This is a genomic window from Sphingobium fluminis (genome assembly GCF_037723805.1).
Taxonomy (GTDB): Bacteria; Pseudomonadota; Alphaproteobacteria; order Sphingomonadales; family Sphingomonadaceae; genus Sphingobium.
Genome location: NZ_JBBJUK010000006.1, coordinates 19763 through 42713 on the forward strand (window position 1 = coordinate 19763; position 22951 = coordinate 42713).

The following is a 22951-nucleotide window of genomic DNA, read 5'->3' on the forward strand; positions in this document are numbered from 1 at the left end:
CTATATACTAGTCGCTGATTGACAGCATGTAGAGCGCTTGTAAATATTCCATTTCGCTGGCCAGCGTTCATCGGGCCGCTTGAAGGATAGCCAGACATGCCAATCGAACTGGATGCCGACGCCCTCGTGGCGATGCTGCCTGCTGGGGGGCGGACGATCGTTTCGGGTTGCTCGGCTGAATCGCTGTTGCTGGCCGACGCGGTGGAGCGGGCGGGGGCATCACTCGGTGCTGTGACATTCACGGGAATTTTCGTACCCGGACTCAATCGCCGGACATATCTCGCAAACCCTTCCTGTACGACCGAAAGCTTTTTCCTGACCCCTGAGCTGAAGGCGGCCGGGGAGGGAGGGACGTTTCTTCCGCTTTGTTATGCCGATATCAGGCAACGGCTTCTGGCCTGCCCGCCGGACGCGGCATTGATGATGGTGACGCCACCTGACGAAGAGGGCATGTGCAGTTTCGGGCCGACGGTCGATTTCCTTGCCGAACTATGGCCCCGAATTCCAATACGTCTCGCTCACATCAATCCGCTCCTGCCCCGAACGCAGGGCGATGCGGGCATTCCACTCAAGGAAATCATGGCTTTCGTCGAAGCGCCCCAAGTGCCGCTGGGCACCCCGGATGCCGGCAGCGATGCGACGGCGGACGCCATTGCCGCCTATATCGCTCCTTTGGTGAGCGACGGGGCGACGCTGCAGACGGGGCTGGGTAAAGTGCCGGGCGCAGTCTTTCGGTCGCTGACCGGAAGGCGTAATCTGCGCATTCATTCCGGCCTGGTCGGTGACGCCGTGGTCGATCTGGAGGAGGCCGGCGCGCTTGCGCCCGGGGTGGCGGTGACGGCTGGGGTCGCGATCGGTTCGGATCGGCTGTATCGGGCGATCGGCGGGCCGGCCTATCGGTTTGCGCCGGTCTCCGTTACCCATGACCCGCTCATCATCGGCGCGATCAAGGATTTCATTGCCATCAACTCGGCTACCGAAGTAGACCTGTTTGGTCAGGCTTATGCCGAAGTGGGGCCGAAAGGCTTCATGTCCGGTCCGGGTGGGGCGACCGACTTTGCACGCGGGGCCAAGGTGGCCAGTGGGCTCAGAATCGTCGCCCTCGCGGCGACGGCCGCCAAAGGCGCGATCAGCCGGATCGTGGCGCCCAATGCAGGAGCCGGACCAGTATCGCTAAGCCGGATGGATGTCGATATCGTCGTGACCGAATTCGGCCTAGCCGATCTTCGCGGCGGCACGCATGTCGAGCGCGCCGCCACGTTGATCGCCATCGCCGCGCCCGATCACCGCGAGCGGCTGACGGATGAATGGCAGACCTTTATCCAAAAGCTCTGACGCTGCCAGGCATCAGCGCTTCTTGGAAGCCAGCTTTTCCTGCATCGCGCGCATCAGATCGCGCAACTCGGCACCCTGGAACAATCCGCTGACGGCCAGGCGCTCGACATTGCGTGCCTGCGACCTGTCCAGATCGGCGGCCAGCTCAATCGCCAGCTTGCCGGCGCCAAATGCTTCCGGCGGCAGGGCCTTGAGCGACTGGCAAAAGGCGAGCGCGTTATCGATAAGCTCTTCCTGGCCGATGACGTCATGGACGATGCCGATCGCGAGAGCCCGCTCCGCATCGATCTGCCGATTGGCGAGCACCAGCCAGCGCGCCCAGTGCGGACCGGCGAGCCGAACCAGGCGACTGGTGCCGCCCGACCCTGGCAACGCGCCAAAGCTGATTTCGGGAAGGCCGAACCGGGCATCAGTGCTTGCCAGACGGAAGTCCGCGCACAGCGACAGTTCGAGCGCGCCACCGAGGCACGGCCCCTGGAACGCGACGACGATCGGTTTTTCGATCGCTTCCCATTCGTCGCCAAGTCCGTGAAGGCTGCCCGCGCCCTGACGATACCAGCGGCGGAAGGCGCTCGGACTCTCGATCGAGGTGTCAGGTGCCAGTCCACCGTTGAGATCGACACCGGCCGAAAAATATTTGCCGTTCGCGGTCAAAAGCATGACACGCAGGTCGTCGCGGTCCCGCAGGCGAGCTGTCGCGTCGCGCAGGCCATCCAGCATCTCCATGCTCAGGGCGTTATATTTTTCCGGACGATTGAACGCGACATGGATGACGCCGTCGTTTTCAGAGATGATGATTTCGAGGTTGGGCATTTTAGGATCCCTGTATAGTATGCGCAAACTAATCTGATTTGGATGGGGCCTGCACTATAAGCGTAGCGGCCGCAAGAGGGAAGAAAGGCCAGTAATGGAGAAGGCATTTACGGACGGCGTAGCGATCGTCGCGGGCGGGAGTGGTGGCATCGGTTCGGCGATCTGCGAGGCTCTCGCCGCCGCCGGTTCCAACGTCGCCCTGACATATCGATCGCGCAAGGAGGCCGCAGATGCGGTGATCGGGAAGGTGGAGGCGACCGGTCGGCAGGCCATGGCCATGTCGGTCGATCATGCCGACCCCGATGCCATGAAAGCATTTGTCGACGCGGCGGCTGAGCGTTTTGGCCGCGTCCATTCGGTCGTCTATGCCGCCGGCCCGCACATCCCGATGAAATTTCTCAACACGATCACGCCCGCCGAATGGAAGCATGTGTTCGACAACGATGTAAACGCGGCGTTTAATCTGGTCTGGGCGACGTTGCCGCATCTGAAGGCGGGCGGCGGTGGCGCACTGGTCGCGGTTATCACCGCTGCGGTGGAAAAAGTGCCTTTGCGTGACATTTGCTCGGCCGCGCCCAAGGCCGCGATCGAAATGCTGTTCCGCGGCGTCGCGCTGGAAGAAGGGCGCTTCGGCATTCGGTCCAACTGTGTCGCGCCGGGCTTTATCGATGCGGGCCTCGGGCATGAACTGATCGCCCGGCCGGGCATCGAAGACTGGATCGATGGTCTGCGCAGAATGCTGCCAATGAAGAAGTTCGGCACGGCCGAAGATGTCGCCGACGCGGTGACCTTCCTCCTTTCTGACAAGGGCAAATATATTACCGGGCAGTCACTGGCTGTCGACGGCGGCCTTCAGCTTTAAAGCCGGTCGCCAGCCCCGGCGCTGTCTCAAGCGCCGGGGCTGGATCGAATTTGGCGCAGTGATGGCGCTGCTCCGTAACTAGCGGGTTTTATGACGCAATCGCACTACTGCCCCGTCGTCGGCCCGATATTGGGCCGACGACGGGGAAGGTGCCGGGACGCGTTCGTGTCAGGCGGTGCCCGTCCGGTTCATCGCGATCGTGTCATCGTGTGTGAGTTCACCGTAGCGCGCCATGAACTGGGTAATCAGCGCCTCGCGATTTTCCGGTGCGCGCCGCTTGTCGGCCGCTGCCAGAGCGGATCCGAGATCGCCCAGCGTCAGTTCGGTGCAATAAGCCGGGGTGCCGGGCTGCTGCCGCCAGGAATCCGCCAGCGATCCAGCGTCCAGCGCATCGAAGCCGGTGGCGTCCACCAACTGCATCGCGAGAGCTTTTCCTTTGGCATCGTCGCCCGCGACGGGCAGCGCAATCCGTCCCTCTGAACCGGCGGGTTTTCCTCGCTCGGCCAATGTAGCGGCGAGAACCGCGTTCCAAGCCTTGATGACAGGGCGGCCGATCTGGTCACTGATCCACACGCTCTCGGCCGTGCCGTTATCCAGGCCGTCGATGGCGCCGTCGCGGAACGGATAATAGTTGGACGTGTCGATCACCGTCACGTCGGCGGGAACGCCGGCGAACAGGGCAGCCAGATCCTGATAGCTCAAAAACGGGATCGATAGGATGATGGCTTCGACATCCTTGACTGCATCTTCCCTTGACACCGCCGTGGCGCCGACCTCCTGGGCCAGGTCGCGCAGAGAGTCGGGGCCTTTGGAATTGGCGAGCTTGATATCATGTCCTTCGGCCGCCAGTTTGCGCGCTAGGGTCGCGCCGATATTGCCTGCGCCGATGATTCCGATCTTCATATATATTCCTTAAGTGGGTCTTTAGTGTCGCAGTAGATTTTGGGGAGAAGTCTCGCCTAGGCGTCGTGCCGCTGTGCCTGGACGGGCACGGAGCTTTGCCTTGGCATGAAATTGATGGTTTCAAGGTCCTGGTCGAGGGAAACGAGGCGGCCCGAGAAAGCGTCCGGATCGAGTTCGCCCGATATTTCGGGGTTCCCCCAGCCATGGCACATCGAAATGACGCCGGGTTGAAGTCCCGTATCTTTACGAACACGGCCGATCACGACCCCGCCGGTGCGGCCGGTCAGCTTGACGGTGCCACCATCGGCCAGCTCCAGCCGCGCCATGTCCTGCTCGTTCATGTAGATGGGGTTGGTCGGGAAGCGGCGGCGGGTCTGCCCGGCCTGGGTATAGGCGCTGTTCATCACCTCGATCAGCCGGCGCGGGATCAGTCGATAAGGATAACCGGCTACCTCGTCTTGCGAGTTGCGCACGCCGTCCATTTCGGCCGCAACGTCCGGCGGACACAGGTCGAGCCGCGCGCCATTATCGTCACCGGCTGGCTGGACGATGCCTTCGGCTTTCGCGAAGTGGATGCCGCCGGGATTGGCGCGCAGCTGTTCATAGCTGCTGCGGCCGCCATCGGCGAGCCAGCGGACAATATCCTCCGCCACTGTCTGTTCGGTAATCTCCAGTTCGGGGCCGGGAATGTCGCTATGGGCAAGGCCATAGACCGGCCGGCGCATATGGAGCGTTTTGCCCATGCGGCGCGCCATGCCCCGGAAGAATTCCCAGTCGTCGATCACGCCGGCCGGTCGTTGCAGGAACGGCTCCGCGATCTGGGCAAAGGTGGTGGGCAGCATATATTCGAGCGCAAGGTTGAAATCATGATGCTCATAATGGCCGCTGGTGGCGATCACATAATCGGCCATGCGACTGGTGACGTTGTCCCTCATGTCGAGCGAGACAAGAAGGTCGAGTTGCCGCAGCATCGGAATGGTGCGATCGGGTTCGGGGAGCGCCTTGACCAGGTTGCCGCCGATATGGATCAGCGCGCGGATGCGGCCCTTCTCATTGCCTACGATCTCGCGCGGGATAAGGGCAGTCGGATATTCGCCGCCCATGGGGCCAATATCGGCCGTGCGCAGCTTGGGGCCTGACTCCCAGGTCCGGTTGGGCGGCAACACGCCCTCGCTCGGCGCGGGGCCACCGAAATAGCCGGCGTTGCGCACGATATCACCCGCCTTGCGATAACCGCCGCAGATCGCCGTAAAGGCTTCGATCAGATGCTCGGAAAGGTTGGAATTCAATGCCATCGCCGAGCCGGTGCCGGTTACGGCGGACTTGCGCTGGGCGGTGGCGAAAATGCGCGTCGCTTCATACAGGGTTTCGACGTCGATGCCGGTACGCGCCGCCACATGGTCGGGCGTGAAGGGGGCGACGGCGGCGCGCAACCGGTCGAGCGAGGTCGTGAAGCGGGCGCAAAATGCTTTGTCCTCGAACCCTTCCTCCAGCACGATGCGGATCATGCCGGCAAACAAGGCCGGGTCCTGACCCGGCCGCACGGGCAGATGCAGATCGGCCGAACGCGCCAACTCGGTTTTGCGGGGGTCGACGACGATGAATTTCGTCCCGGCCTTGCGCGCGTCGCGGACATGCTTGATCGGATTGGCCGATGGCAGGCCATAGCAGGCATGCGACGCAGCCGGATTAGTGCCCACGATCATCATTACGTCGGCGTCGGGTATCCTGTGCTTGCCTGCCAGATAGATGCCCATGCGTCCGGCCATCACCCACTTCGCCGACTGATCGACGGTCATGCTGGAGAATAGATAGGGCGATCCGATCGCGTCCATCCAGGCCTTGGCAGCAGGCACGCTCAGCACGTTACAGTTTGCGCCCGTGCCATAATAGAGTGCGACCGACTCAATGCCGTACTCCGCGATAATCCCGCTCAGCCGCGCATGAATCTCATCCATCGCCGTGCTCGAGTCGATGTCGGTGAACGATCCGTCGGCATTGCGGCGGCGGCTGCTGAGCAGCCGGTCCTCACCATTGTGAAAATCCTTGGTCGCTGCACCCTTGATGCAAAAATAGCCTTGCGAGACGGGATGGTCGCGGTCGCCTCGAATGTCCTCGATGATGCCCGCGTCCTCGGTCACCACCAGCCCGCATGCGGCTGCGCAATTGCGGCAATATGTCGTGTGCGTCGTCATCGGCCTATCCTCTTCTGACGACAGCGTGCGCTGCCGCTCGATCTTTTGTTAGTGTTTAAAATGGCAGTTGGCGCGGCTCGACGAACAAGCCGCGCGCTTCCGCGCAGAGCCGGTCGCCGTCATGCAATGTACCGCTGACATAGGCTTTGCGGCCGTCGATTCTGTCCAGCCAGGTCGTATAGCGAAGCTCTTTATGAAGCGGGGTCGGTGACCGATAGCTGATCTGAAGATCCACGGTCATTCGCACCACGCCGGCTTGCACCACGCCCAGCAACTCATCGAAAGTCGCAGCTATGAATCCGCCCTGCAAGAGACCGGGCGCGCCTTCATGAGGATGGCTGTAAGTAGTATAGGCTTCCGCCTTGTTTTCGCTCAGTATCAATTTGAAAGGTGGAGTCGGGGGATGAAGCCTGCCCGTAAATGGACCAAGCTCGCTGAGTTCGCCCATCCCGGTAAGCGCGCCTTCGATCGTCCGGACATGAGCGGGCCGCCCAGGATGGCGGGCCAACAAGAGCAAGGCTTGTTGGATATGCTCGGCCGCTTCCCCGAATATGTGATCTTCCGCCATCGAGCAGGAGAATATGTCCAGCAGGGACCTGGTCGATTGCGCGAGCGCGAGCCGGCCGGTCAGCCCGTTTTCCGCGGCTTGCCTTTCGATCTCGGCATCGTCGATAACGCTGTTCATCGCCTCTCCCAGTTCCGCGCGATCATCAGCCGGGCTTGCCCCAAAGAGCGATGACGATCCTGACCGCATGATTTCACCGAAGATCGGCAGTGATCCATCAGGAACGCGGGCCGGCGGAGAAAAGCATCATTATCTCCTTTAAGAGCGGATCGACCCAACTCACTTTTCTTGTTCCTAAATCCTAAATGGGCTAGGGGAAGTCAACATCAAAGCAACGGGGGAGCCCAGAATCGTGAATCTGGACATTTTACAGCGTTTCAAACTCGACGATAAAAATCATGATTACGCCGCGAGCGAGACCATCCTCTACGCGCTCGGGCTGGGGTATGGCAGCGATCCTACCGACGAAGAGCAACTGGCTTTCGTTTATGAAAAAGGTTTGAAGGCCGTCCCGGCGATGTGCAACACCATCGCGCATCCCGGTTTCTGGATCGACCGTCCCGAGCTTGGGATCGACTGGGTCAAGGTGCTTCATGCGGAGCAGGCCTTCGAGATCCACTCGGCAATCCCGGTGGAAGGCCGTATGCGCGGCGCCTATTCTATCCTCAGCATCGAGGACAAGGGCGCTGAAAAGGGCGCGATCATGAAGATGCAAAAACGCTTATTTGATCGCGACAGCGACCAGCTTTGCGCGACGGTGACGCAGACTCTTTTCCTTCGTGGCGATGGCGGTCAGGGCGGTTTTGGCGATCCCGGGCCGGGGCTGACTGCGCTTCCCGACGGCGAGCCCGATCTGGTCATGGACATTCCGACCATGCCGCAGATTGCCCTCATCTATCGGCTGAGCGGCGATCTCAACCCGATCCATGCAAGTCCGTCGACAGCGCGCAAGGCCGGGTTCGATCGTCCGATCCTGCATGGCCTGTGCACGATGGGTCTTGCCGCGCGCGCGGTCATCAGCCGCCTGTGTGATGGGGATCCGGCCCGCCTGCGCTCCATGGAGGTTCGCTTCAGCAAGCCGGTGTTCCCCGGCGAGACGATCCGGGTGGAATTCTACACCAAGGGGGATACGGTCCGCTTCCGCTGTCGATCGGTCGAACGGGACCTGATCGTGCTGGATCGGGCGAGCGCTCATATCGCGGATGCGACGAATTAGTATATTGACACTAATCGCTCAAGCTGTAGTCGCTAAGACACTATAAGAAGATGGGATGGAACATGGCTCAATCGGGAATTCTTGAAGGTAAGGTCGTCATCGTGACCGGTGCAGGTAATGGCGTCGGCGCGGAAATCGCGAAGATGGCTGCTGCACAAGGCGCCAGCGTGCTGGTGAACGACCTTGGCGGAGCCGCCGAAGGCGGTGGCGCCGACACCACCCCCGCGCAGCGGACCGTCGATGAAATTACGGCGGCGGGTGGCATCGCTGCTCCCAGCTTCCATTCGATCGCGACCTGGGAGTCGGCGCAGGAAATCATCCAGGATGCGATCAAGGCGTTCGGCAAGATCGACGCCGTCGTCAACAACGCCGGCATCCTGCGCGACGTCATCTTCCACAAGATGACCGCACAAGACTGGGATCTGGTCCGTGCGGTCAATCTCGACGGCTATTTCTACGTGTCGCGCGCGGCGGCTCCCTATTTCAAGGAACAGGGCAGCGGCGCGTTCGTCCACATGACGTCGACGAGCGGACTGATCGGCAATATGGGCCAGGCCAATTATGCGGCGGCAAAGATGGGCGTTGTCGGCCTTTCGAAATCGATCGCCATCGACATGCAGCGCTTCAACGTCCGTTCCAACTGCATCGCGCCCTTCGCGTTTACCCGCATGGTCGGCACGATCCCGGCGAACGACGAAGCGAACCGCAAGCGTCTCGAAATCGCCAAGCGGATGACACCTGACAAGATCGCGCCGCTTGCCGTTGGCCTGATCAGTGATGGGGCGGCCGATGTCAGTGGCCAGATTTTCTCGTCGCGCATGAACGAGGCGATCCTGTTCAGCCAGCCGCGCCCGATCCGTACCGCGCAGACGTCGGATGGCTGGACGCCCGAGACGATCGTCAGCCATGTGCTGCCGGCGATGAAGCCCAGCTTCTATCCGCTCGACATCTCCTCGCACGTCTTCACCTGGGATCCCTTCTGATCCCGATGAGCGAAGACGCGCCATATCTGGTCGACCGGGCGAATGGAGTTCTCACACTGAGCTTCAATCGCCCGGCCCAGGGCAATGCCATCCCTCAGGAAGCCGTGCCAGGGCTGACCGAGCTTTTCTCCTCGATTTCCAGCGACCCCGCGGTTCGGGTGTTGCTGGTGCGAGGGGAGGGCGCGCATTTTTCCGCTGGCGGCGACGTGCGCAGCTTTGCACGGGCCATCGAACAACCGGTCGAGGCCCGTCGGACGGATTTCGCATCGCGGCTTAACGCGGTTCGTGGGATGGTCGAGGCGTATCTTGCGATTGATGTGCCGGTCGTCGCGGCTTGCCAGGGTGCAGTGGCGGGTGCGGGCCTGATGTTCGCGCTCGGCGCTGACTATGTGGTGACCGACGAAACAGTCGCTTTCCTGTTTTCGCACCAGCGCGTGGGGCTGCCGCCCGATGGCGGCGTCAGTCTCCTTTTGCCCCGCGTTGTCGGACAGAGGCGGGCTGCCGAACTGATCCTGACCGCTGCGAAGGTTGGAGCCGACGAGGCTTACCGCCTTGGGCTAGCCTCGCGGGTCGTTCCGGCCAGTGACCTGACGGCCGAAGCGTCAGCGCAGGCAAAGCGATTTGCTCGCGCGCCAGCTGGAGCAGTTCGTCAGGCCAAGGCACTGATTGCCTCCAGCGGAGAGTTGCCGGTTTCGGCGCAGCTCAAGGCGGAACGCGATGCGATTGTCGAAGCGGTCGGCACCCCGGATTTCGAGGAGGGGGTTCGCGCCTTCATCGAAAAGCGGCAGGCGAGTTTCCCATCCGCATCCGAATGACCGGGGCCACAGGTTCGCGGTGCGGACTTGGGGCTCGTTTTTGAATAAGATGTTTCGCGAGGACTGGCGTTTCTGCTGGCAGATCGCGAAGGATCGGTGACCACCAAGCTACACGAGTGGAGTTCCGATGGCAGACTTTGGCATTAAGCGGTTCGGCGGATATGTACCGCGTTTGCGGATCGATCGGTCGCATATCGCGGACGCGCATAAATGGATGGCGCCAAATCTTCGCGGCCAGGCGAAGGGGGCACGCGCCTTCGTCAGCTGGGACGAGGACGCCGTCACAATGGCGGTCGAAGCGGCGCGCGACTGTCTCGACGGACGCAAGGCCGACGGCATCGAAGCGGTCTATGTCGCGTCGACCAGCCTGCCCTATGCCGATCTTCAGCATGCCTCACTGGTGGCGAGCGCTTTGCGGCTCCCGACCGGTATCGCGAGCAGCGACATCGGCTTTTCGCAGCGTGCCGGGACATCGGGCCTGTTGCAGGCGCTCAAGGCGGGCGAGGATGCCTTGTTCATCGCGAGCGACGCGCCAGTCGCCAAGCCCGCCAGCACGCAGGAACTTAGTTACGGTGCGGGGGCTGCGGCATTCCTGCTCGGGTCCGATGACGTGGTCGCGCGCCTGCTCGGGGCGGCCAGCGTGACCGCCCCTTTCGTGGACCATTTCCGCGGGGCTCAATCGCGCTACGACTATTTCTGGGAAGAGCGCTGGGTCCGCGACGAGGGCTATGCCAAGCTCGCCCCCGCCGCGATCAAGGCCGCGCTTGCGAAGGCTGGCGTGGCAGTGGCCGACATTACCCATTTCGTCATGCCCTCCATGCAACGCGGTGCAGCCGATGCCGTCGCCAAGAAGGTCGGCTTTGGCGGCAAGCCGGCCGACGGTCTGGAAAATGGAGTCGGCTATGCCGGCGCGGCGCATGTTCTTCTCATGTTGGCCAATGTGTTGGATACGGCAGCTCCAGGCGACAAAATATTAGTCGCCGGCTTTGGTCAGGGCGCGGACGCACTCGTGTTCGAAGTGACCGAGGCCATTCAAAACGCAAAGCCGCGTCGGGGTGTCGCCGGTGCAATAACCGACGGAATCTCCACCGACAGCTATATGCGGATGCTGTCCTTTTATAATGGCGTCGATCTCGAATGGGGCATGCGATCCGAAAAGGATAGCAAGACCGCGTTGACGGAGCAGTATCGCTCCGACGATCAGATCAGCGGGCTTATCGCGGGCAAGTGCGGCAAATGCAGTACCATACAGTTTCCCCAGATCGAATATTGCGTGAACCCTGAATGCAATGCGCCGGCCACCCAGTTTGAAGATTATTCTCTGGTGGACGAGCCTTCGCAGGTTCTGACCTACACGGCGGACTGGCTGTCCTTTCACCCGGCGCCTCCCCTCTATATTGGCTTCGTGCAATTCGACAATGGTGCCAGAATATTGATGGAGGTCGTCGATGTGGGCGCCGACGGGCTGGACGTTGGGACGCCCCTCAAATTGACGTTTCGCATCAAGGAGCGGGATCGCGCTCGCGGCTATAACCGGTATTTCTGGAAAGCGGCGCCCGCAGGCGCGGCGGGAGCATAAGCATGGCGACGGGCATCAAGGACAAAGTTGCGATCCTGGGTATGGGCTGCGCGCAATTTGGCGAGCGCTGGAATGTCGATTCTCCCTCGCTCATGCGGGAGGCCTTTGACGAGGCGCTGGCGGACGCGGGTATCGAGCGTTCGCAGATCGAAGCGGGCTGGTATGGCAGCGCGCTGGACAATGTTAATGTCGGCAACTCGCCCATTCCGGCCTCGACCGCGCTGCGGCTCGACGGCATCCCGTTCACGCGCGTAGAAAATATGTGTGCGACCGGGACCGAAGCCTTGCGCGGCGCGGCCTATGCCGTGGCTTCTGGCGCGGTCGATATTGCCGTCGCCATCGGTGCGGAAAAGCTTAAGGATACGGGCTATGGCGGCTTGCCGATCCCATTCAAGGGCACCTTCAATGACATGTGGATGCCGATGGGGTCTTCGCCCGCTGGTTTCGCCCAACTCGCGGCGGGCTATCGGGCCAAACATGGCATGTCGAAAGACGATCTCAAGCGCGGCATGGCGCATGTGTCATGGAAGAGCCACCAAAATGGCGTACACAGCCCGAAGGCGCATCTGCGCAAAGCCATACCGATGGAAACCATCATCAACGCGCCGATGATTTCTGACCCGCTGGGCCTGTTCGATTGTTGCGGCGTGTCCGATGGCGCGGCCTGCGCGATCGTTACCACGCCCGAGATTGCGCGCGCGCTCGGTAAGAAGGACCTGGTGACGGTTAAGGCCATTCAGCTCGCAATCAGTTCCGGGATCGAATCCCAGATGAACACATGGGACGGCAGCCATGTCCGCAACACGCGTAACGCCGCGACGCGCGCCTACAAGGAAGCCGGGATCACCGATCCGCGCACCCAACTCGATCTGATCGAGGTCCACGACTGTTTTTCGATCACCGAACTGGTGACGATGGAGGATCTTTTCATCTCGGAAGAGGGGAAGGCCGTCAACGATATTCTTGACGGATTTTATGATGCGGATGGTCAGGTGCCATGCCAGATCGACGGCGGCCTTAAATGTTTCGGTCATCCGATCGGCGCGACCGGGCTGCGGATGACCTATGAGGTGTATAGCCAGCTATTGGGCCGCACCGGCGAACGGCAACTCGCGTCACCCTCGATGGGGCTGACGCATAATCTGGGCGGCGTGCCGTATCAGGGCATTGCTTGCATCTCTATTCTGGGGCTCAGCTCATGAAGCGAACATTATTCTCCTCCGATCATGAGATGTTCCGCGACACGGTACGCAGCTTTGTCGAGACGGAAATGGCACCCTTCCATGCCGAATGGGAGAAGGAACAGCGAGTCCCGCGTGAGGTCTGGCTCAAAGCTGGCGAAGCCGGGATGCTGTGCTGCGACATCCCCGAAAATTATGGCGGGCTCGGGGCGGACTGGCTCTATAATGTCGTCGTGATCGAAGAATTGGCCAAGGCAGGCATGTCTGGTCCCGGCTTCATGGTCCATTCCGAAATGGTCGCGCCTTACATCCTTGCCTGGGGTTCCGAGGAGCTGAAACAGGCCTGGCTGCCGCGGATGGTGACAGGTGAGGCGATCGGCGCGGTCGCCATGACCGAGCCGAATGCGGGTAGCGACCTCAAGGCCCTTCGCACCCGCGCCGTTCGGGAAGGCGATGATTACCTGATCAATGGTCAGAAGACATATATATCCAACGGGCAGAATTGCGATTTCGCTCTGGTGGCGTGCAAGACCGATCCCGAAGCCGGGGCGAAAGGCGTCAGCATCGTGTTGTCGCCTGCCGACAATCCCGGATTCGAACGCGGCCGGAATCTCGAGAAAATCGGCCTGAAGGCGCAGGACACATCGGAGCTTTTCTTCGCAGATATGCGCGTGCCGGTAGCCAATCGCCTTGGCAATGAAGGCGGTGGCTTTGCGATGCTGATGACGAAATTGTCGCAGGAGCGGCTGACCCAGGCCATTCGCAGCATCTGCGTGTGCGAGGCGGCGATCCAGTGGACGGTCGATTATACCGCCGAACGAAAGGCGTTCGGCCATACGATCGCGGACTTCCAGAATACGCAGTTCGTGCTTGCCCAGCTTTCTGCTGAAACGACGGCATTGCGGGTTTTCACCGACTGGTGCATTGAGAGCCATCTCAAAGGAGAACTCAGCCCTGTCGACGCTGCCAAGGCTAAGCTGCTCGTAACCGACCTTCACAACAAGGTCGTCAATGAGTGCCTGCAATTTTTCGGCGGCTATGGCTATATGACCGAATACCCCATCGCGCGGGCATTCATCGATGCACGAATTGCGCGCATCGCTGGTGGCGCGACCGAAGTGATGAAGCAGATTATCGGCCGTGACTTGTTCTCGGGCAAGCGTTGATCAAGGAGCACAGGATGTCAAATCTACCCAAGGTGGACGCGGCGACGCTAGTCGCGATCTATAAGAAAGCGTCACTCATTCGCCATAACGATCTTCGCGTGATCAAGGCCATGAAGGCCGGCCAGCTGGTCACGCCCTATTATTCGCCAGCAGGGCAGGAAATTATTCCCTCGGCGCTCTCGGTCAGCCTGAATGATGGCGATACGATCTGCACCATCTATCGTGGCACGCATGACATGCTGGCAAAGGGCTTTCCGCTTGAGCCGCTTTGGGCCGAACTGGCCGGGCGCGTGACCGGCAGCTGCAAGGGCAAGGGCGGCACGATGCACCTGACGCATCCTGAAAGCGGGTGCATGGTGACAACGGGGATCGTCGGTTCGTCCATGCCGATCGCCACCGGCCTTGGCTGGGCCGCCAAGCTTGACGGCAAGGGCCATGTCGCGGTTGCCAATTTCGGCGACGGCGCGGCCAATATCGGTGCGTTTCACGAATCGCTCAATCTGGCGGCGCTATGGAAGCTGCCGGTCATCTTCGTCTGCCAGAACAACCGCTATGCTGAACATACCAGCTTTGCCAACTCGACGTCCGTCGATGAGTTGTCGAAGCGCGCGGCGGGGTATGGCATGGCCGGTGTGACGGTTAACGGCAATGACGTCGACGAGATGTACGGCGCCGCGAAGATCGCGATCGACCGTGCACGGGCCGGCGAGGGGCCAACGCTGATCGAGGCGCTGACCTTCCGTTTCAACGGCCATCTGATCGGCGATGCGGCCGGCTACATCCCCAAGGAGGAGATGGCGTCGGCGAAGGAGAAGGACCCCTTCGTCACGTTGCGTAAACGCGTACTTGCCGATGGCGCGGCCAGCGAGGCCGAACTTGACGCTATAGACACCGATATCAAGGCGCGTATCGAGGTTGCCGTCGAAGCCGCTTTCAAGGCGGACCTGCCCGATATAGCCGAATTGAAGCGCGACGTGTTCGCCTATGAACTGGCCTGAGGAATCAAATGATGACAACGCAGACCATGAATACCATCCAGGCCGTTAATCTCGCGCTGCACGATGCTCTCGCCGCCGATCCGAAAATCCTGGTGCTGGGCGAGGATGTCGCCGATCGCGAGGAGGGCGGCGTCGTGGGCGTCACCAAGGGGCTTTCGACGGCTTTTGGTGACGATCGCGTCAAATCCACCCCGATTGCCGAGCAGGCGATCATCGGCGCGGCGATCGGTGCGTCGCTTGGCGGCTATCGCGTGGTTGCCGAGATCATGTTGATGAACTTCACCACAGTGGCGATGGACATGATCGTCAACCATGCGGCGAAGCTGCGCTTCATGTCCGGTGGCCAGACCCACGTGCCTATCGTGATCCGCACGATGACCGGTTCGGGCATGTCGAACGGTGGGCAGCACAGCGATTATCTCGAAGCCTGGTTCGCGCATACGCCGGGTATCAAGGTGGTCGCGCCATCCAACCCATCCGACGCTTATGGCTTGCTGAGAGCGGCGATTGAGGATGATGATCCAGTGATCTTCATCGAAAATCTCCCCGGCTATTGGAACGCCGGTCCGGTCACCCGCGAAGTGATCCCGCTAGGCAAGGCCAGCGTGACGCGCGAGGGCAGCGACCTGACCATCGTCACCTATGCGTCGATGGTAACGCCTTCACTTGCCGTCGCCGAAAAGCTCGCCGGCGAAGGCATCAACGTCGAAGTGGTCGATCTTCGCACGATCGCTCCCTGGGACAAGGAAACGGTTCGCGCATCCGTCGAAAAAACCGGTCGTGGTTTGATCGTTCATGAAGCCGTGAAAGAGTTCGGGGTCGGCGCCGAGATCGCGGCGGATCTGAGCGATCATTTCTTTGGCAGGCTCAAGGCGCCTGTGCGGCGTGTCGGTGGCGCTTTCTGTCCTGTGCCCTATTCCAAGCCGCTCGAAACCGCATTCGCCCCATCGGTGGCCGATATCGAATCGGCCGTACGCGGCCTTCTGGCCTGAAAGGAATCTTAAATGGCAGTTGACATCATACTTCCAAAGCTCGGTTTTTCGATGTCCGAGGGGCAGCTGGCGGAGTGGCTCGTTGCTGACGGCGGCCAAGCCGTGGAAGGCGAACCCCTGTTTTCGCTGGAAAGCGACAAGTCGGTAAACGAGGTGGAAGCCCCCGCATCGGGCACGCTGCGCATCCTCAAGCAGCCCGGCGAAACATATGAAGTCGGGACTGTCCTAGGCACGATCGAGTAATTATGAGCCTGGAAAGTCTGATTGCGTCCTTGCCGGCCTGGCCTGCCGCCGACTTTTCCGAGTTCGGGGAAGTCGAGGTCAGGAAGCTGTCCAATGTCCAGAAGCTCACGGGAAAGTTTCTCGGGCGCAACTGGGTCTCGATCCCCCATGTCACGCACCATGACGAGATCGACGTGACCGACGCGGAGATGCGGCGGACGGCGTGGAACAGCGAAAATCCGGGCGCGAAGGTCACCCCGGTGGCTTTGCTTGTCCGGGCGCTGGCAGCGGTGTTGCACGACTTTCCACAGTTTAATGCCTCGCTTTCGGATGACGGGCAGTCCGTCATTCTCAAGAAATATGTGCATATAGGCGTCGCAGTGGACACGCCGAACGGCCTGCTGGTCCCGGTTGTCAGGAACGTCGACCAAATGGGCCTGGCGGACATTGCAGCCGCGGTTTCCGCAATCGCCGACAAGGCCCGGACCAAGGGCCTGTCGATGGCGGAAATGTCGGGCAGTTCGATATCGTTGACCTCGCTCGGACATATTGGCGGCACATCTTTCACGCCGATCATCAATGCGCCTGATGTCGCGATCCTGGGCGCGACGGCTATTCAGTTGCGCCCAGCCCCCAGCGAGGATGGCGGGGTGATATGGCGCAAGACGCTGCCGCTATCGCTGAGCTATGATCATCGGTTGATCAATGGGGCCGACGCGGCTCGCTTCGTAAAGGCGATCGGCACCATATTCGCGGACGACGCGCTATTTTCGTAGCCGATCTATCGGTTACGCCGGAATTCGACAGGAGAGGCCGAAAGTAATGACGTTCGCCAGGACCGAAACGCAGCAGATGTTTGGCGACATGCTGGGCCGACTTCTCGATGTAGAGAATGATTTCGAAGCCCGCCGCCACCGGCTTTCGGCGGAATCGCCCGATCGGCTGGCGCTGTGGCCTGCGCTTGCCGAGCAGGGCATAGTTGGCGCTACTCTGCCCGAGGACGCTGGCGGCTTTGGCGGCACTATGCGCGACCTGGCCGTGATCATGCAGGAGGTCGGCCGCAAGCTGGTCGTCGAACCCGTGCTGTCGAGCGCCCTGTCCGGTGCTATCCTCCATGCCGGGGGCGAGGATGTGTCCGGCCTTATCGGCGGGGAAACCATCACGGTTTTCGCCCATGAGGAGAGTTACGATCCCTTCGCACTGCCCGAGACCAAGGCCACGAAGTCTGAGGACGGCTACCGCCTTAACGGTCGCAAGTCGGTGGTGCGGCATGCGGATTTAGCTGGCCAGTTTCTGGTGACGGCGACGCTCGACGGCGCGGCCGGCGTCTATCTGGTGGAGGCCGGGGCGGACGGTCTGGTGCAGGAAGCTTATCGGATGATCGACGGCTCGTCCGCGGCGACGATGGAATTGTCCAACGTAGCGGCGCGCCTGGTTGGAGGGGCTGACCTGATCACGGCGGCAGTCGAGCGCGGTGTCATCGCTCTCGCGGCGGAGGCGGTGGGCATCGTCACGGCGCTTAATGCGGCGACCTTTGCCTATTTGAGCACGCGCAAGCAGTTCGGATTGCCACTGGCGAGTTTCCAGGCGCTCCAGCATCGCGCAGCCGATATGTACGCAGCGGCAGAAGAGGCACGAGTCGTCACGGAGCGCGCCATAGAATCGTTCGATACGGGCGCTGCGGATCGTGCGGCGCTGGCTTCGGCGGCCAAGGCGTTGGTCGATGATGCGGCGCGCAGGATCGGACATGAGGCGGTGCAGATGCACGGCGGCATGGGGGTCAGCGACGAACTGGACGTGAGCCATTATATGCGCCGGCTGGCGGCTATTCGTGCAGAGTTGGGGAGCGCGGACGTCCATCGTGCCCGATTTGCCGGACTTGGCGTCAACGTCGTTCAAGAGTCGCCGTTTCGGGCCGAAGTCCGCGAATTCGTGCGCGCGCACTTGCCCGAAGACATTGCCCGCAAAGGCGCCTTGGGCCTCGAAATCCACAAGAACGACTATGTTCGGTGGCAGAAGATCCTGCACGACAAGGGTTGGTTCGGCGCGGGCTGGCCTGTCAAGCATGGGGGTGCCGGCTGGACGATCGATCAGCAATTGATCTTCTTGCAGGAATCCTCGCTTAACAACGCGCCGATGATCATCCCCTATGGCGTCAACATGATCGGGCCGGTGTTGCAGGAATTTGGCAATGCGGAACAATGTGCCAAATATCTGCCGGGTATCCTGTCGAGCGACACATGGTGGTGTCAGGGCTATTCCGAGCCCAATTCTGGGTCCGATCTTGCGTCTTTGAAAACCAGCGCGGTGCGCGATGGCGATCATTATATCGTCAACGGGACGAAGATGTGGACCACCGAGGCCCATTGGGCGGACATGATGCATTGCCTCGTCCGCACCGACCGCGAGGTTAAGGCGCAACGTGGCATTTCGATGTTGCTGATCGACATGAACTCGCCCGGCATCGAGGTAAGGCCGATCGTCACCATCGACGGGCAGCATCACACCAACCAGCTGTTTCTGGACAATGTTCGGGTGCCGGCAGAAAATCTTGTGGGTGAGGAAGGGCAGGGGTGGACCATCGCCAAGTTCCTGCTTTCGCATGAGAGGGTGGCGATAGCCGATACAGGACCGAAATTGCGGCTGCTTCAGAACATCAAGGCCATGCTGGCGGAAGTGCCGGCCTCGCCGTCGCGCCTGCGGCTGGCGGAAAAGCTGGCGGGGGCCGAGATGGAACTGCTGGCACTCTGCGCGCTGGAGGAGAGCTATATAACCCAATGGGCTGAGGGCGCGTCGCGCGACGGGCCAGAGGCTTCGGTGCTCAAGATACGCAGCACGGAAATTCTGCAAAAGCTGTCCGAAATCGCGCTGGAGATCGAAGGACCGCTGGGCGGGGCGCATGATCCGCACGATCTACATCTCGCGCCGCATGGCCAGTTCACACCGTCGCAGCGCGCCAGTCTGATGGGCCACCAATATCTGTACGGTCGCTGCTGGTCGATCTTTGGCGGTACTAATGAAATCCAGCGCAATTTGATCGCACGATCGCTGCTATCCAGCTAAACGAGTGCGCTAATCGGAGTGAATATGGGGATGCCAAATCATCATGAAGGCCTTCTCGAGGGGGATGTCCGAGCACTAGCTGATGCGCCGCTCGGCGAGGTGCTCGCCCGCTCGGAGCATATGACGCTGGCGGCCTTCGGTCCTGTCGTCACCTATTCGCGCAAAGTGTTCATTCCGCTGACGAAATTGTGTCGCGACGTGTGCCATTATTGCACCTTTGCCACGACGCCGTCCCGCGTCGAGACGGCCTACATGTCGCGCGACGCAGTGCTTGCGGTCGCCCGAGCTGGCGCTGCGGCCGGATGCCGCGAGGCATTGTTCACGCTCGGGGACCAGCCCGAAGCGCGCTACGCCGCTGCGCGCGAGGCGCTTGGCTTGCTCGGTCATGCAACGACGCTGTCCTATCTGGAAGAGATGGCGCGTGCCGTTCTGGACGAGACGGGACTGTTGCCGCACATCAATGCGGGCCTGATGAACGAGGCCGATTATGCCGCGCTGCGTCCGGTGTCCGCGTCGATGGGCCTGATGTTAGAATCGAGTTCGGAACGTCTGTCGGAAAAGGGTGGCCCACACCACGGATCGCCGGATAAATGGCCTGCGCTCAGGCTGGCGTCGATCGAGGCGGCGGGTCGTGCTGGCGTGCCCTTCACGACCGGCCTGCTGATCGGCATCGGTGAAACGCGCGCAGAGCGAATCGAGGCGCTGATCGCGATCAGGGACCTGCACCGTCGTTACGGGCACATCCAGGAAGTTATCATCCAGAATTTTCGCGCCAAGCCGGGCACCCTGATGGTCGACCATCCCGAACCGTCGCTGGACGAGCATCTGTGGACGATTGCGATGGCCCGGCTTGTGCTGGGGTCGCAGATGGTCATCCAGGCACCGCCCAATCTTCATGCGCCCGAAGAACTTGCCGCCTTGCTCAAAGCGGGTGTCAATGATTGGGGCGGCGTGTCACCGGTGACGCCGGATCATGTCAATCCCGAAGCGCCCTGGCCCCATCTTGCGCTGCTGGAACAGGCGACCGCGTCGGCGGGACGCGTGCTCAAAGAGCGGCTGGCGATCGGCCCGGCTTTTGCGCTGGATACCGATCGTTGGACCGATCCGGGGATCGGCCGGACGGTGCGCCGGTCGGTCGACGCGAGGGGTCTGCCGATTACCGATGGCTGGCACGCGGGTGCGGATGCGGTAGCTCCCGCTCTTGCATATATTGGCTCGACCGCGGGATCGGCCGAACTGGAAGCCATCATCGCAACGGCGCGTTCCGGCGAGCGATTGAGCGAAGACGCCATCGTCCGACTGTTCGAAGCGGACGGGCCGGATGTGGAACTGTTGACTCGGGCCGCCGATGCGTTGCGCCGCGAAGTTGCTGGCGAAGCGGTGACCTATGTCGTCAATCGCAACATCAACTATACTAATATCTGCCTCTACAAATGCGGCTTCTGCGCCTTTTCCAAAGGCAGCACGAAGGCGATGCGCGGCCCCGCCTACCGCCTCGATATGGCGGAGGTCGGCCGCCGCGCTGCCGAGGCTTGGGACCGGGGCGCAACGGAAGTCTGCCTTCAGGGTGGCATCCACCCCGATTATGACGGCAATACCTATTTGTCGGTCGTCAGGGCGGTGCGCGAAGCGGCGCCGGACATTCATATCCACGCCTTTTCGCCGCTGGAAGTCACGCATGGCGCAACGACGCTGGGGCTTGGACTTGAGGCGTATCTGACCCTGCTTCGCGATGCCGGGCTGTCCACCCTGCCGGGTACGGCGGCCGAGATACTGGACGACGAGATCCGCGCGATCATCTGCCCCGACAAGCTGAATACGGCGCAATGGCTCGACGTCATGCGCGCAGCCCACAGCGTCGGCCTGCGCACGACGGCGACGATGATGTTCGGGCATGTCGAAGGTTATAACCACTGGGCGCGGCACCTTCTGCGCATCCGCGATCTTCAGGTCGAGACGGGCGGGTTTACCGAGTTCGTCCCATTGCCGTTCGTGCATATGGAAGCCCCGATCTGGCGCAAGGGGCTGGCGCGATCGGGACCGAGCTTTCGCGAGACGATGCTGATGTATGCGGTCTCGCGCCTGGTGCTGCATCCGGTGATCCCCAATATCCAGCTGAGCTGGGTCAAATTGGGGGCGAGCGGCGTGGCCGCGGCGCTGCGTGCGGGGGTCAACGATATGGGCGGCACGCTGATGGACGAATCCATCACCCGCGCCGCAGGCGGCCTCAACGGACAGCTGTGCGACCCTGCGCAAATGGCCGGTTACGCCAGGGAAGCAGGTCGTTATGCGGTGCAACGCACGACGCTGTACGGGCGGATAGGGGGGCAGCTTCAGGCAGCCGAATAATCGCGCTCCCGATCAACTGCGTTTTCAACATTCGCAGCGGCGCCGTTCGGCTCTTGAGTGTTCATGGTCACACCCGCTCCAATATATAAATTTCACGCGACGCCCTCCGCCACCGGACGATCCGTTTGATGGGAATCGCCTTAGTTATTCAGGCAAATTGAGTCAGCTTCGCACATGATAGAGATCAAACCGCTGACCGGCATCGGCGAAGTCGGACCCCATGCAGCCATCGATTCGATTCTGGCGGACAGGATCGAGGCCCTTGCCCTATCGCCCTTCGAGCACGGCGACATCCTGGTCGTGACACAGAAGATCATATCGAAGGCCGAAAATCGCTTCGTCGACATAGCGCAGGTCACGCCGGGCGTGGAAGCCCGCCGCCTGGCGGAGATTACGCGCAAGGACCCTCGGCTGGTCGAACTGGTGCTGTCTGAATCGAAGGCCGTCCTGAGGGCGGTTCCGCATGTATTGATTACCCAGCATCGAACCGGGCACGTCATGGCGAATGCAGGCATCGACCGGTCCAATATCGGCGGCCGGGACGGCGAGTTCGCGCTGCTCTTGCCGGAAAATCCCGATGCGTCGGCTGAACGGTTGAGACAGGCACTGACGCTTCGGTTCGGCAGCGCGCCCGCCGTGGTGATCTCCGACAGCTTTGGACGTCCCTGGCGCATGGGTGTCGTCTGCGTGGCGATCGGCGCGAGCGGATTGCCCGCGCTCCAGGACAAGCGTGGCGAAATGGACCGGGACGGGCGCGTGCTGGAAGTGACCCAGATCGCCTTGGCGGACATGGCTGCGACCGCAGCCGGCCTTGCCATGGGGGAGGGAGCCGAAGGTGTGCCGGCCGCGATCATCCGTGGGCTGACTTGGTCCGAAGAACAGAAGGCGGCTTCGGCTTTGGTCCGGTCGTTGGAGGAGGATCTGTTTCGGTGAGAAAGCGGGCCATCGGTCTTTTCGACGCGGGATGCGATGCCTGATCGGGTTTTCGCCCCTGCCGCCGGGCGTCTCCAGTGAGTTGGACGGCGGTCATCCCGTTCAAGGGAACAGCCGCGCGGAAAACCCGGCTATCCAGCCTCTTCTCGCCCGATCAAAGGCGAGACTTGAGCCAACGCATGTTCGACCATGTGTGCGAAGTCATTAGCGCCTGTGCCGATATCGATGATCTGGCGGTGCTTTCGAATCTGCCAGCATCAGGGTGGAGGGGCTCGTTCATCCGTGATGAGGGCCGCGGGCTGAACGCAGAACTTGGGGCGGTCGCTTTGGATCGATCCGGACGGCGATTGCTCGTCATCCATGCGGATCTGCCACTGCTTCAGTCCAGTGACATTTCCGCTCTGCTGGAGGAGGCCGAAAAAGCGTCCTTCGCCATCGCACCGGATCGAAGCGCGACCGGAACAAATGCTCTGGCGCTCCTCCAACCAGCAGGCTTCGCTTTTCATTTTGGCGTGAACAGCCTGCAACATCATCTGGACGCGAGCAGGGGGGCGGCGCGTATCGTCCGGCGCTTGGGCCTGTCGCTGGATATCGACACGCCGGAAGATTATGTCGAGGCGTGCCGCGTCGCGCCCGAAACCATGCGGCATATGCGCGCCAAGGCCTGACACCGGGCAGCCGAAAGGCGTGGATGGTCATTCTTGACATGACCTGACATGATATGCGCTTCAGTCCGGTCACCTGCCCCGAAGACCGCATTCCCTTATGTGCATAACGGGCA

Annotated in this window: 20 protein-coding genes; 16 read left to right on the top strand and 4 right to left on the bottom strand. The window is 61.4% G+C overall.

Going from position 1 to position 22951, the window contains the following annotated elements; genetic code table 11:
• Window positions 1-96: 96 nt before the first annotated feature.
• Window positions 97-1335: an acetyl-CoA hydrolase/transferase family protein gene (locus WG907_RS14765; protein ID WP_340233979.1), complete on the top strand. Its 1239-nt coding sequence runs from the start codon at window positions 97-99 to the stop codon at window positions 1333-1335.
• A 12-nt stretch (window positions 1336-1347) separates the two neighbouring features.
• Here the strand turns inward: WG907_RS14765 and WG907_RS14770 are convergent, their stop codons facing one another.
• Complete coding sequence (locus WG907_RS14770; protein ID WP_340233981.1) at window positions 1348-2148, bottom strand: enoyl-CoA hydratase/isomerase family protein; 801 nt, start codon at window positions 2146-2148, stop codon at window positions 1348-1350.
• A 94-nt stretch (window positions 2149-2242) separates the two neighbouring features.
• Between WG907_RS14770 and WG907_RS14775 the strand changes: the two genes are divergently transcribed.
• Window positions 2243-3010: an SDR family NAD(P)-dependent oxidoreductase gene (locus tag WG907_RS14775; protein WP_340233983.1), complete on the top strand. Its 768-nt coding sequence runs from the start codon at window positions 2243-2245 to the stop codon at window positions 3008-3010.
• Between the two features lie 168 nt (window positions 3011-3178).
• On the opposite strand, the gene WG907_RS14780 is transcribed toward WG907_RS14775, so the two are convergent.
• Genes WG907_RS14780 through WG907_RS14790 form a run of 3 tightly spaced genes read right to left on the bottom strand, consistent with a single transcriptional unit; the run spans window position 3179 to window position 6793 of the window.
• Window positions 3179-3913: an NADPH-dependent F420 reductase gene (locus WG907_RS14780; RefSeq protein WP_340233985.1), complete on the bottom strand. Its 735-nt coding sequence runs from the start codon at window positions 3911-3913 to the stop codon at window positions 3179-3181.
• A gap of 56 nt (window positions 3914-3969) precedes the next feature.
• Window positions 3970-6108, bottom strand: coding sequence for a molybdopterin-containing oxidoreductase family protein (locus tag WG907_RS14785; protein ID WP_340233987.1), 2139 nt, complete (start codon window positions 6106-6108; stop codon window positions 3970-3972).
• Window positions 6109-6163: 55 nt separating this feature from the next.
• Entirely contained in the window at window positions 6164-6793 is a 630-nt protein-coding gene (locus tag WG907_RS14790) for a PaaI family thioesterase (protein ID WP_340233989.1), read from the bottom strand.
• A gap of 232 nt (window positions 6794-7025) precedes the next feature.
• Here WG907_RS14790 and WG907_RS14795 point away from each other — a divergent pair, with 232 nt between their 5' ends.
• From WG907_RS14795 to cofC, 14 genes are all read left to right on the top strand, one after another.
• Complete coding sequence (locus tag WG907_RS14795) at window positions 7026-7889, top strand: MaoC family dehydratase (protein ID WP_340233991.1); 864 nt, start codon at window positions 7026-7028, stop codon at window positions 7887-7889.
• A gap of 62 nt (window positions 7890-7951) precedes the next feature.
• Entirely contained in the window at window positions 7952-8872 is a 921-nt protein-coding gene (locus tag WG907_RS14800; protein WP_340233992.1) for an SDR family NAD(P)-dependent oxidoreductase, read from the top strand.
• A gap of 5 nt (window positions 8873-8877) precedes the next feature.
• A complete protein-coding gene (locus WG907_RS14805; RefSeq protein ID WP_340233993.1) occupies window positions 8878-9687 on the top strand; it encodes an enoyl-CoA hydratase/isomerase family protein in 810 nt (269 codons plus the stop codon).
• A 127-nt stretch (window positions 9688-9814) separates the two neighbouring features.
• On the top strand, window positions 9815-11266 hold the full coding sequence (locus tag WG907_RS14810; RefSeq protein WP_340233995.1) for a 3-oxoacyl-[acyl-carrier-protein] synthase III C-terminal domain-containing protein: 1452 nt from the start codon (window positions 9815-9817) through the stop codon (window positions 11264-11266).
• Window positions 11267-11268: 2 nt separating this feature from the next.
• Window positions 11269-12468: an acetyl-CoA acetyltransferase gene (locus tag WG907_RS14815; RefSeq protein ID WP_340233997.1), complete on the top strand. Its 1200-nt coding sequence runs from the start codon at window positions 11269-11271 to the stop codon at window positions 12466-12468.
• Window positions 12465-13613, top strand: coding sequence for an acyl-CoA dehydrogenase family protein (locus WG907_RS14820; RefSeq protein ID WP_340233999.1), 1149 nt, complete (start codon window positions 12465-12467; stop codon window positions 13611-13613). The genes WG907_RS14815 and WG907_RS14820 overlap by 4 nt, the downstream gene beginning before the upstream one ends.
• A gap of 14 nt (window positions 13614-13627) precedes the next feature.
• Window positions 13628-14611 carry a thiamine pyrophosphate-dependent dehydrogenase E1 component subunit alpha gene (locus tag WG907_RS14825; protein ID WP_340234001.1) on the top strand — a complete coding sequence of 328 codons (984 nt, stop codon included), beginning with the start codon at window positions 13628-13630 and terminating at the stop codon, window positions 14609-14611.
• Between the two features lie 11 nt (window positions 14612-14622).
• Window positions 14623-15603: an alpha-ketoacid dehydrogenase subunit beta gene (locus WG907_RS14830; RefSeq protein ID WP_340234003.1), complete on the top strand. Its 981-nt coding sequence runs from the start codon at window positions 14623-14625 to the stop codon at window positions 15601-15603.
• A gap of 12 nt (window positions 15604-15615) precedes the next feature.
• Window positions 15616-15846 (top strand): biotin/lipoyl-containing protein, encoded by a 231-nt coding sequence (locus WG907_RS14835; RefSeq protein WP_340234005.1) that lies wholly within the window; start codon window positions 15616-15618, stop codon window positions 15844-15846.
• 2 nt (window positions 15847-15848) lie between these two features.
• Window positions 15849-16601, top strand: a complete 753-nt coding sequence (locus WG907_RS14840) for a 2-oxo acid dehydrogenase subunit E2 (RefSeq protein WP_340234007.1) — start codon at window positions 15849-15851, stop codon at window positions 16599-16601.
• Between the two features lie 46 nt (window positions 16602-16647).
• Window positions 16648-18888, top strand: coding sequence for an acyl-CoA dehydrogenase family protein (locus WG907_RS14845; RefSeq protein WP_340234008.1), 2241 nt, complete (start codon window positions 16648-16650; stop codon window positions 18886-18888).
• A 120-nt stretch (window positions 18889-19008) separates the two neighbouring features.
• Window positions 19009-21237, top strand: a complete 2229-nt coding sequence (gene cofH / locus WG907_RS14850) for a 5-amino-6-(D-ribitylamino)uracil--L-tyrosine 4-hydroxyphenyl transferase CofH (protein ID WP_445326828.1) — start codon at window positions 19009-19011, stop codon at window positions 21235-21237.
• Between the two features lie 174 nt (window positions 21238-21411).
• A complete protein-coding gene (cofE, locus tag WG907_RS14855; protein WP_340234010.1) occupies window positions 21412-22170 on the top strand; it encodes a coenzyme F420-0:L-glutamate ligase in 759 nt (252 codons plus the stop codon).
• A 77-nt stretch (window positions 22171-22247) separates the two neighbouring features.
• Window positions 22248-22838, top strand: a complete 591-nt coding sequence (cofC, locus tag WG907_RS14860) for a 2-phospho-L-lactate guanylyltransferase (protein ID WP_340234012.1) — start codon at window positions 22248-22250, stop codon at window positions 22836-22838.
• Window positions 22839-22951: the final 113 nt, after the last annotated feature.

Coding starts and splice junctions, on each gene's coding strand:
- WG907_RS14765 (WP_340233979.1), top strand. CDS start 97: ATGCCAATCGAACTGGATGCCGACGCCCTCGTGGCGATGCTGCCTGCT.
- WG907_RS14770 (WP_340233981.1), bottom strand. CDS start 2,148: ATGCCCAACCTCGAAATCATCATCTCTGAAAACGACGGCGTCATCCAT.
- WG907_RS14775 (WP_340233983.1), top strand. CDS start 2,243: ATGGAGAAGGCATTTACGGACGGCGTAGCGATCGTCGCGGGCGGGAGT.
- WG907_RS14780 (WP_340233985.1), bottom strand. CDS start 3,913: ATGAAGATCGGAATCATCGGCGCAGGCAATATCGGCGCGACCCTAGCG.
- WG907_RS14785 (WP_340233987.1), bottom strand. CDS start 6,108: ATGACGACGCACACGACATATTGCCGCAATTGCGCAGCCGCATGCGGG.
- WG907_RS14790 (WP_340233989.1), bottom strand. CDS start 6,793: ATGAACAGCGTTATCGACGATGCCGAGATCGAAAGGCAAGCCGCGGAA.
- WG907_RS14800 (WP_340233992.1), top strand. CDS start 7,952: ATGGCTCAATCGGGAATTCTTGAAGGTAAGGTCGTCATCGTGACCGGT.
- WG907_RS14805 (WP_340233993.1), top strand. CDS start 8,878: ATGAGCGAAGACGCGCCATATCTGGTCGACCGGGCGAATGGAGTTCTC.
- WG907_RS14810 (WP_340233995.1), top strand. CDS start 9,815: ATGGCAGACTTTGGCATTAAGCGGTTCGGCGGATATGTACCGCGTTTG.
- WG907_RS14815 (WP_340233997.1), top strand. CDS start 11,269: ATGGCGACGGGCATCAAGGACAAAGTTGCGATCCTGGGTATGGGCTGC.
- WG907_RS14820 (WP_340233999.1), top strand. CDS start 12,465: ATGAAGCGAACATTATTCTCCTCCGATCATGAGATGTTCCGCGACACG.
- WG907_RS14825 (WP_340234001.1), top strand. CDS start 13,628: ATGTCAAATCTACCCAAGGTGGACGCGGCGACGCTAGTCGCGATCTAT.
- WG907_RS14830 (WP_340234003.1), top strand. CDS start 14,623: ATGACAACGCAGACCATGAATACCATCCAGGCCGTTAATCTCGCGCTG.
- WG907_RS14835 (WP_340234005.1), top strand. CDS start 15,616: ATGGCAGTTGACATCATACTTCCAAAGCTCGGTTTTTCGATGTCCGAG.
- WG907_RS14840 (WP_340234007.1), top strand. CDS start 15,849: ATGAGCCTGGAAAGTCTGATTGCGTCCTTGCCGGCCTGGCCTGCCGCC.
- WG907_RS14845 (WP_340234008.1), top strand. CDS start 16,648: ATGACGTTCGCCAGGACCGAAACGCAGCAGATGTTTGGCGACATGCTG.
- cofH (WP_445326828.1), top strand. CDS start 19,009: ATGACGCTGGCGGCCTTCGGTCCTGTCGTCACCTATTCGCGCAAAGTG.
- cofE (WP_340234010.1), top strand. CDS start 21,412: ATGATAGAGATCAAACCGCTGACCGGCATCGGCGAAGTCGGACCCCAT.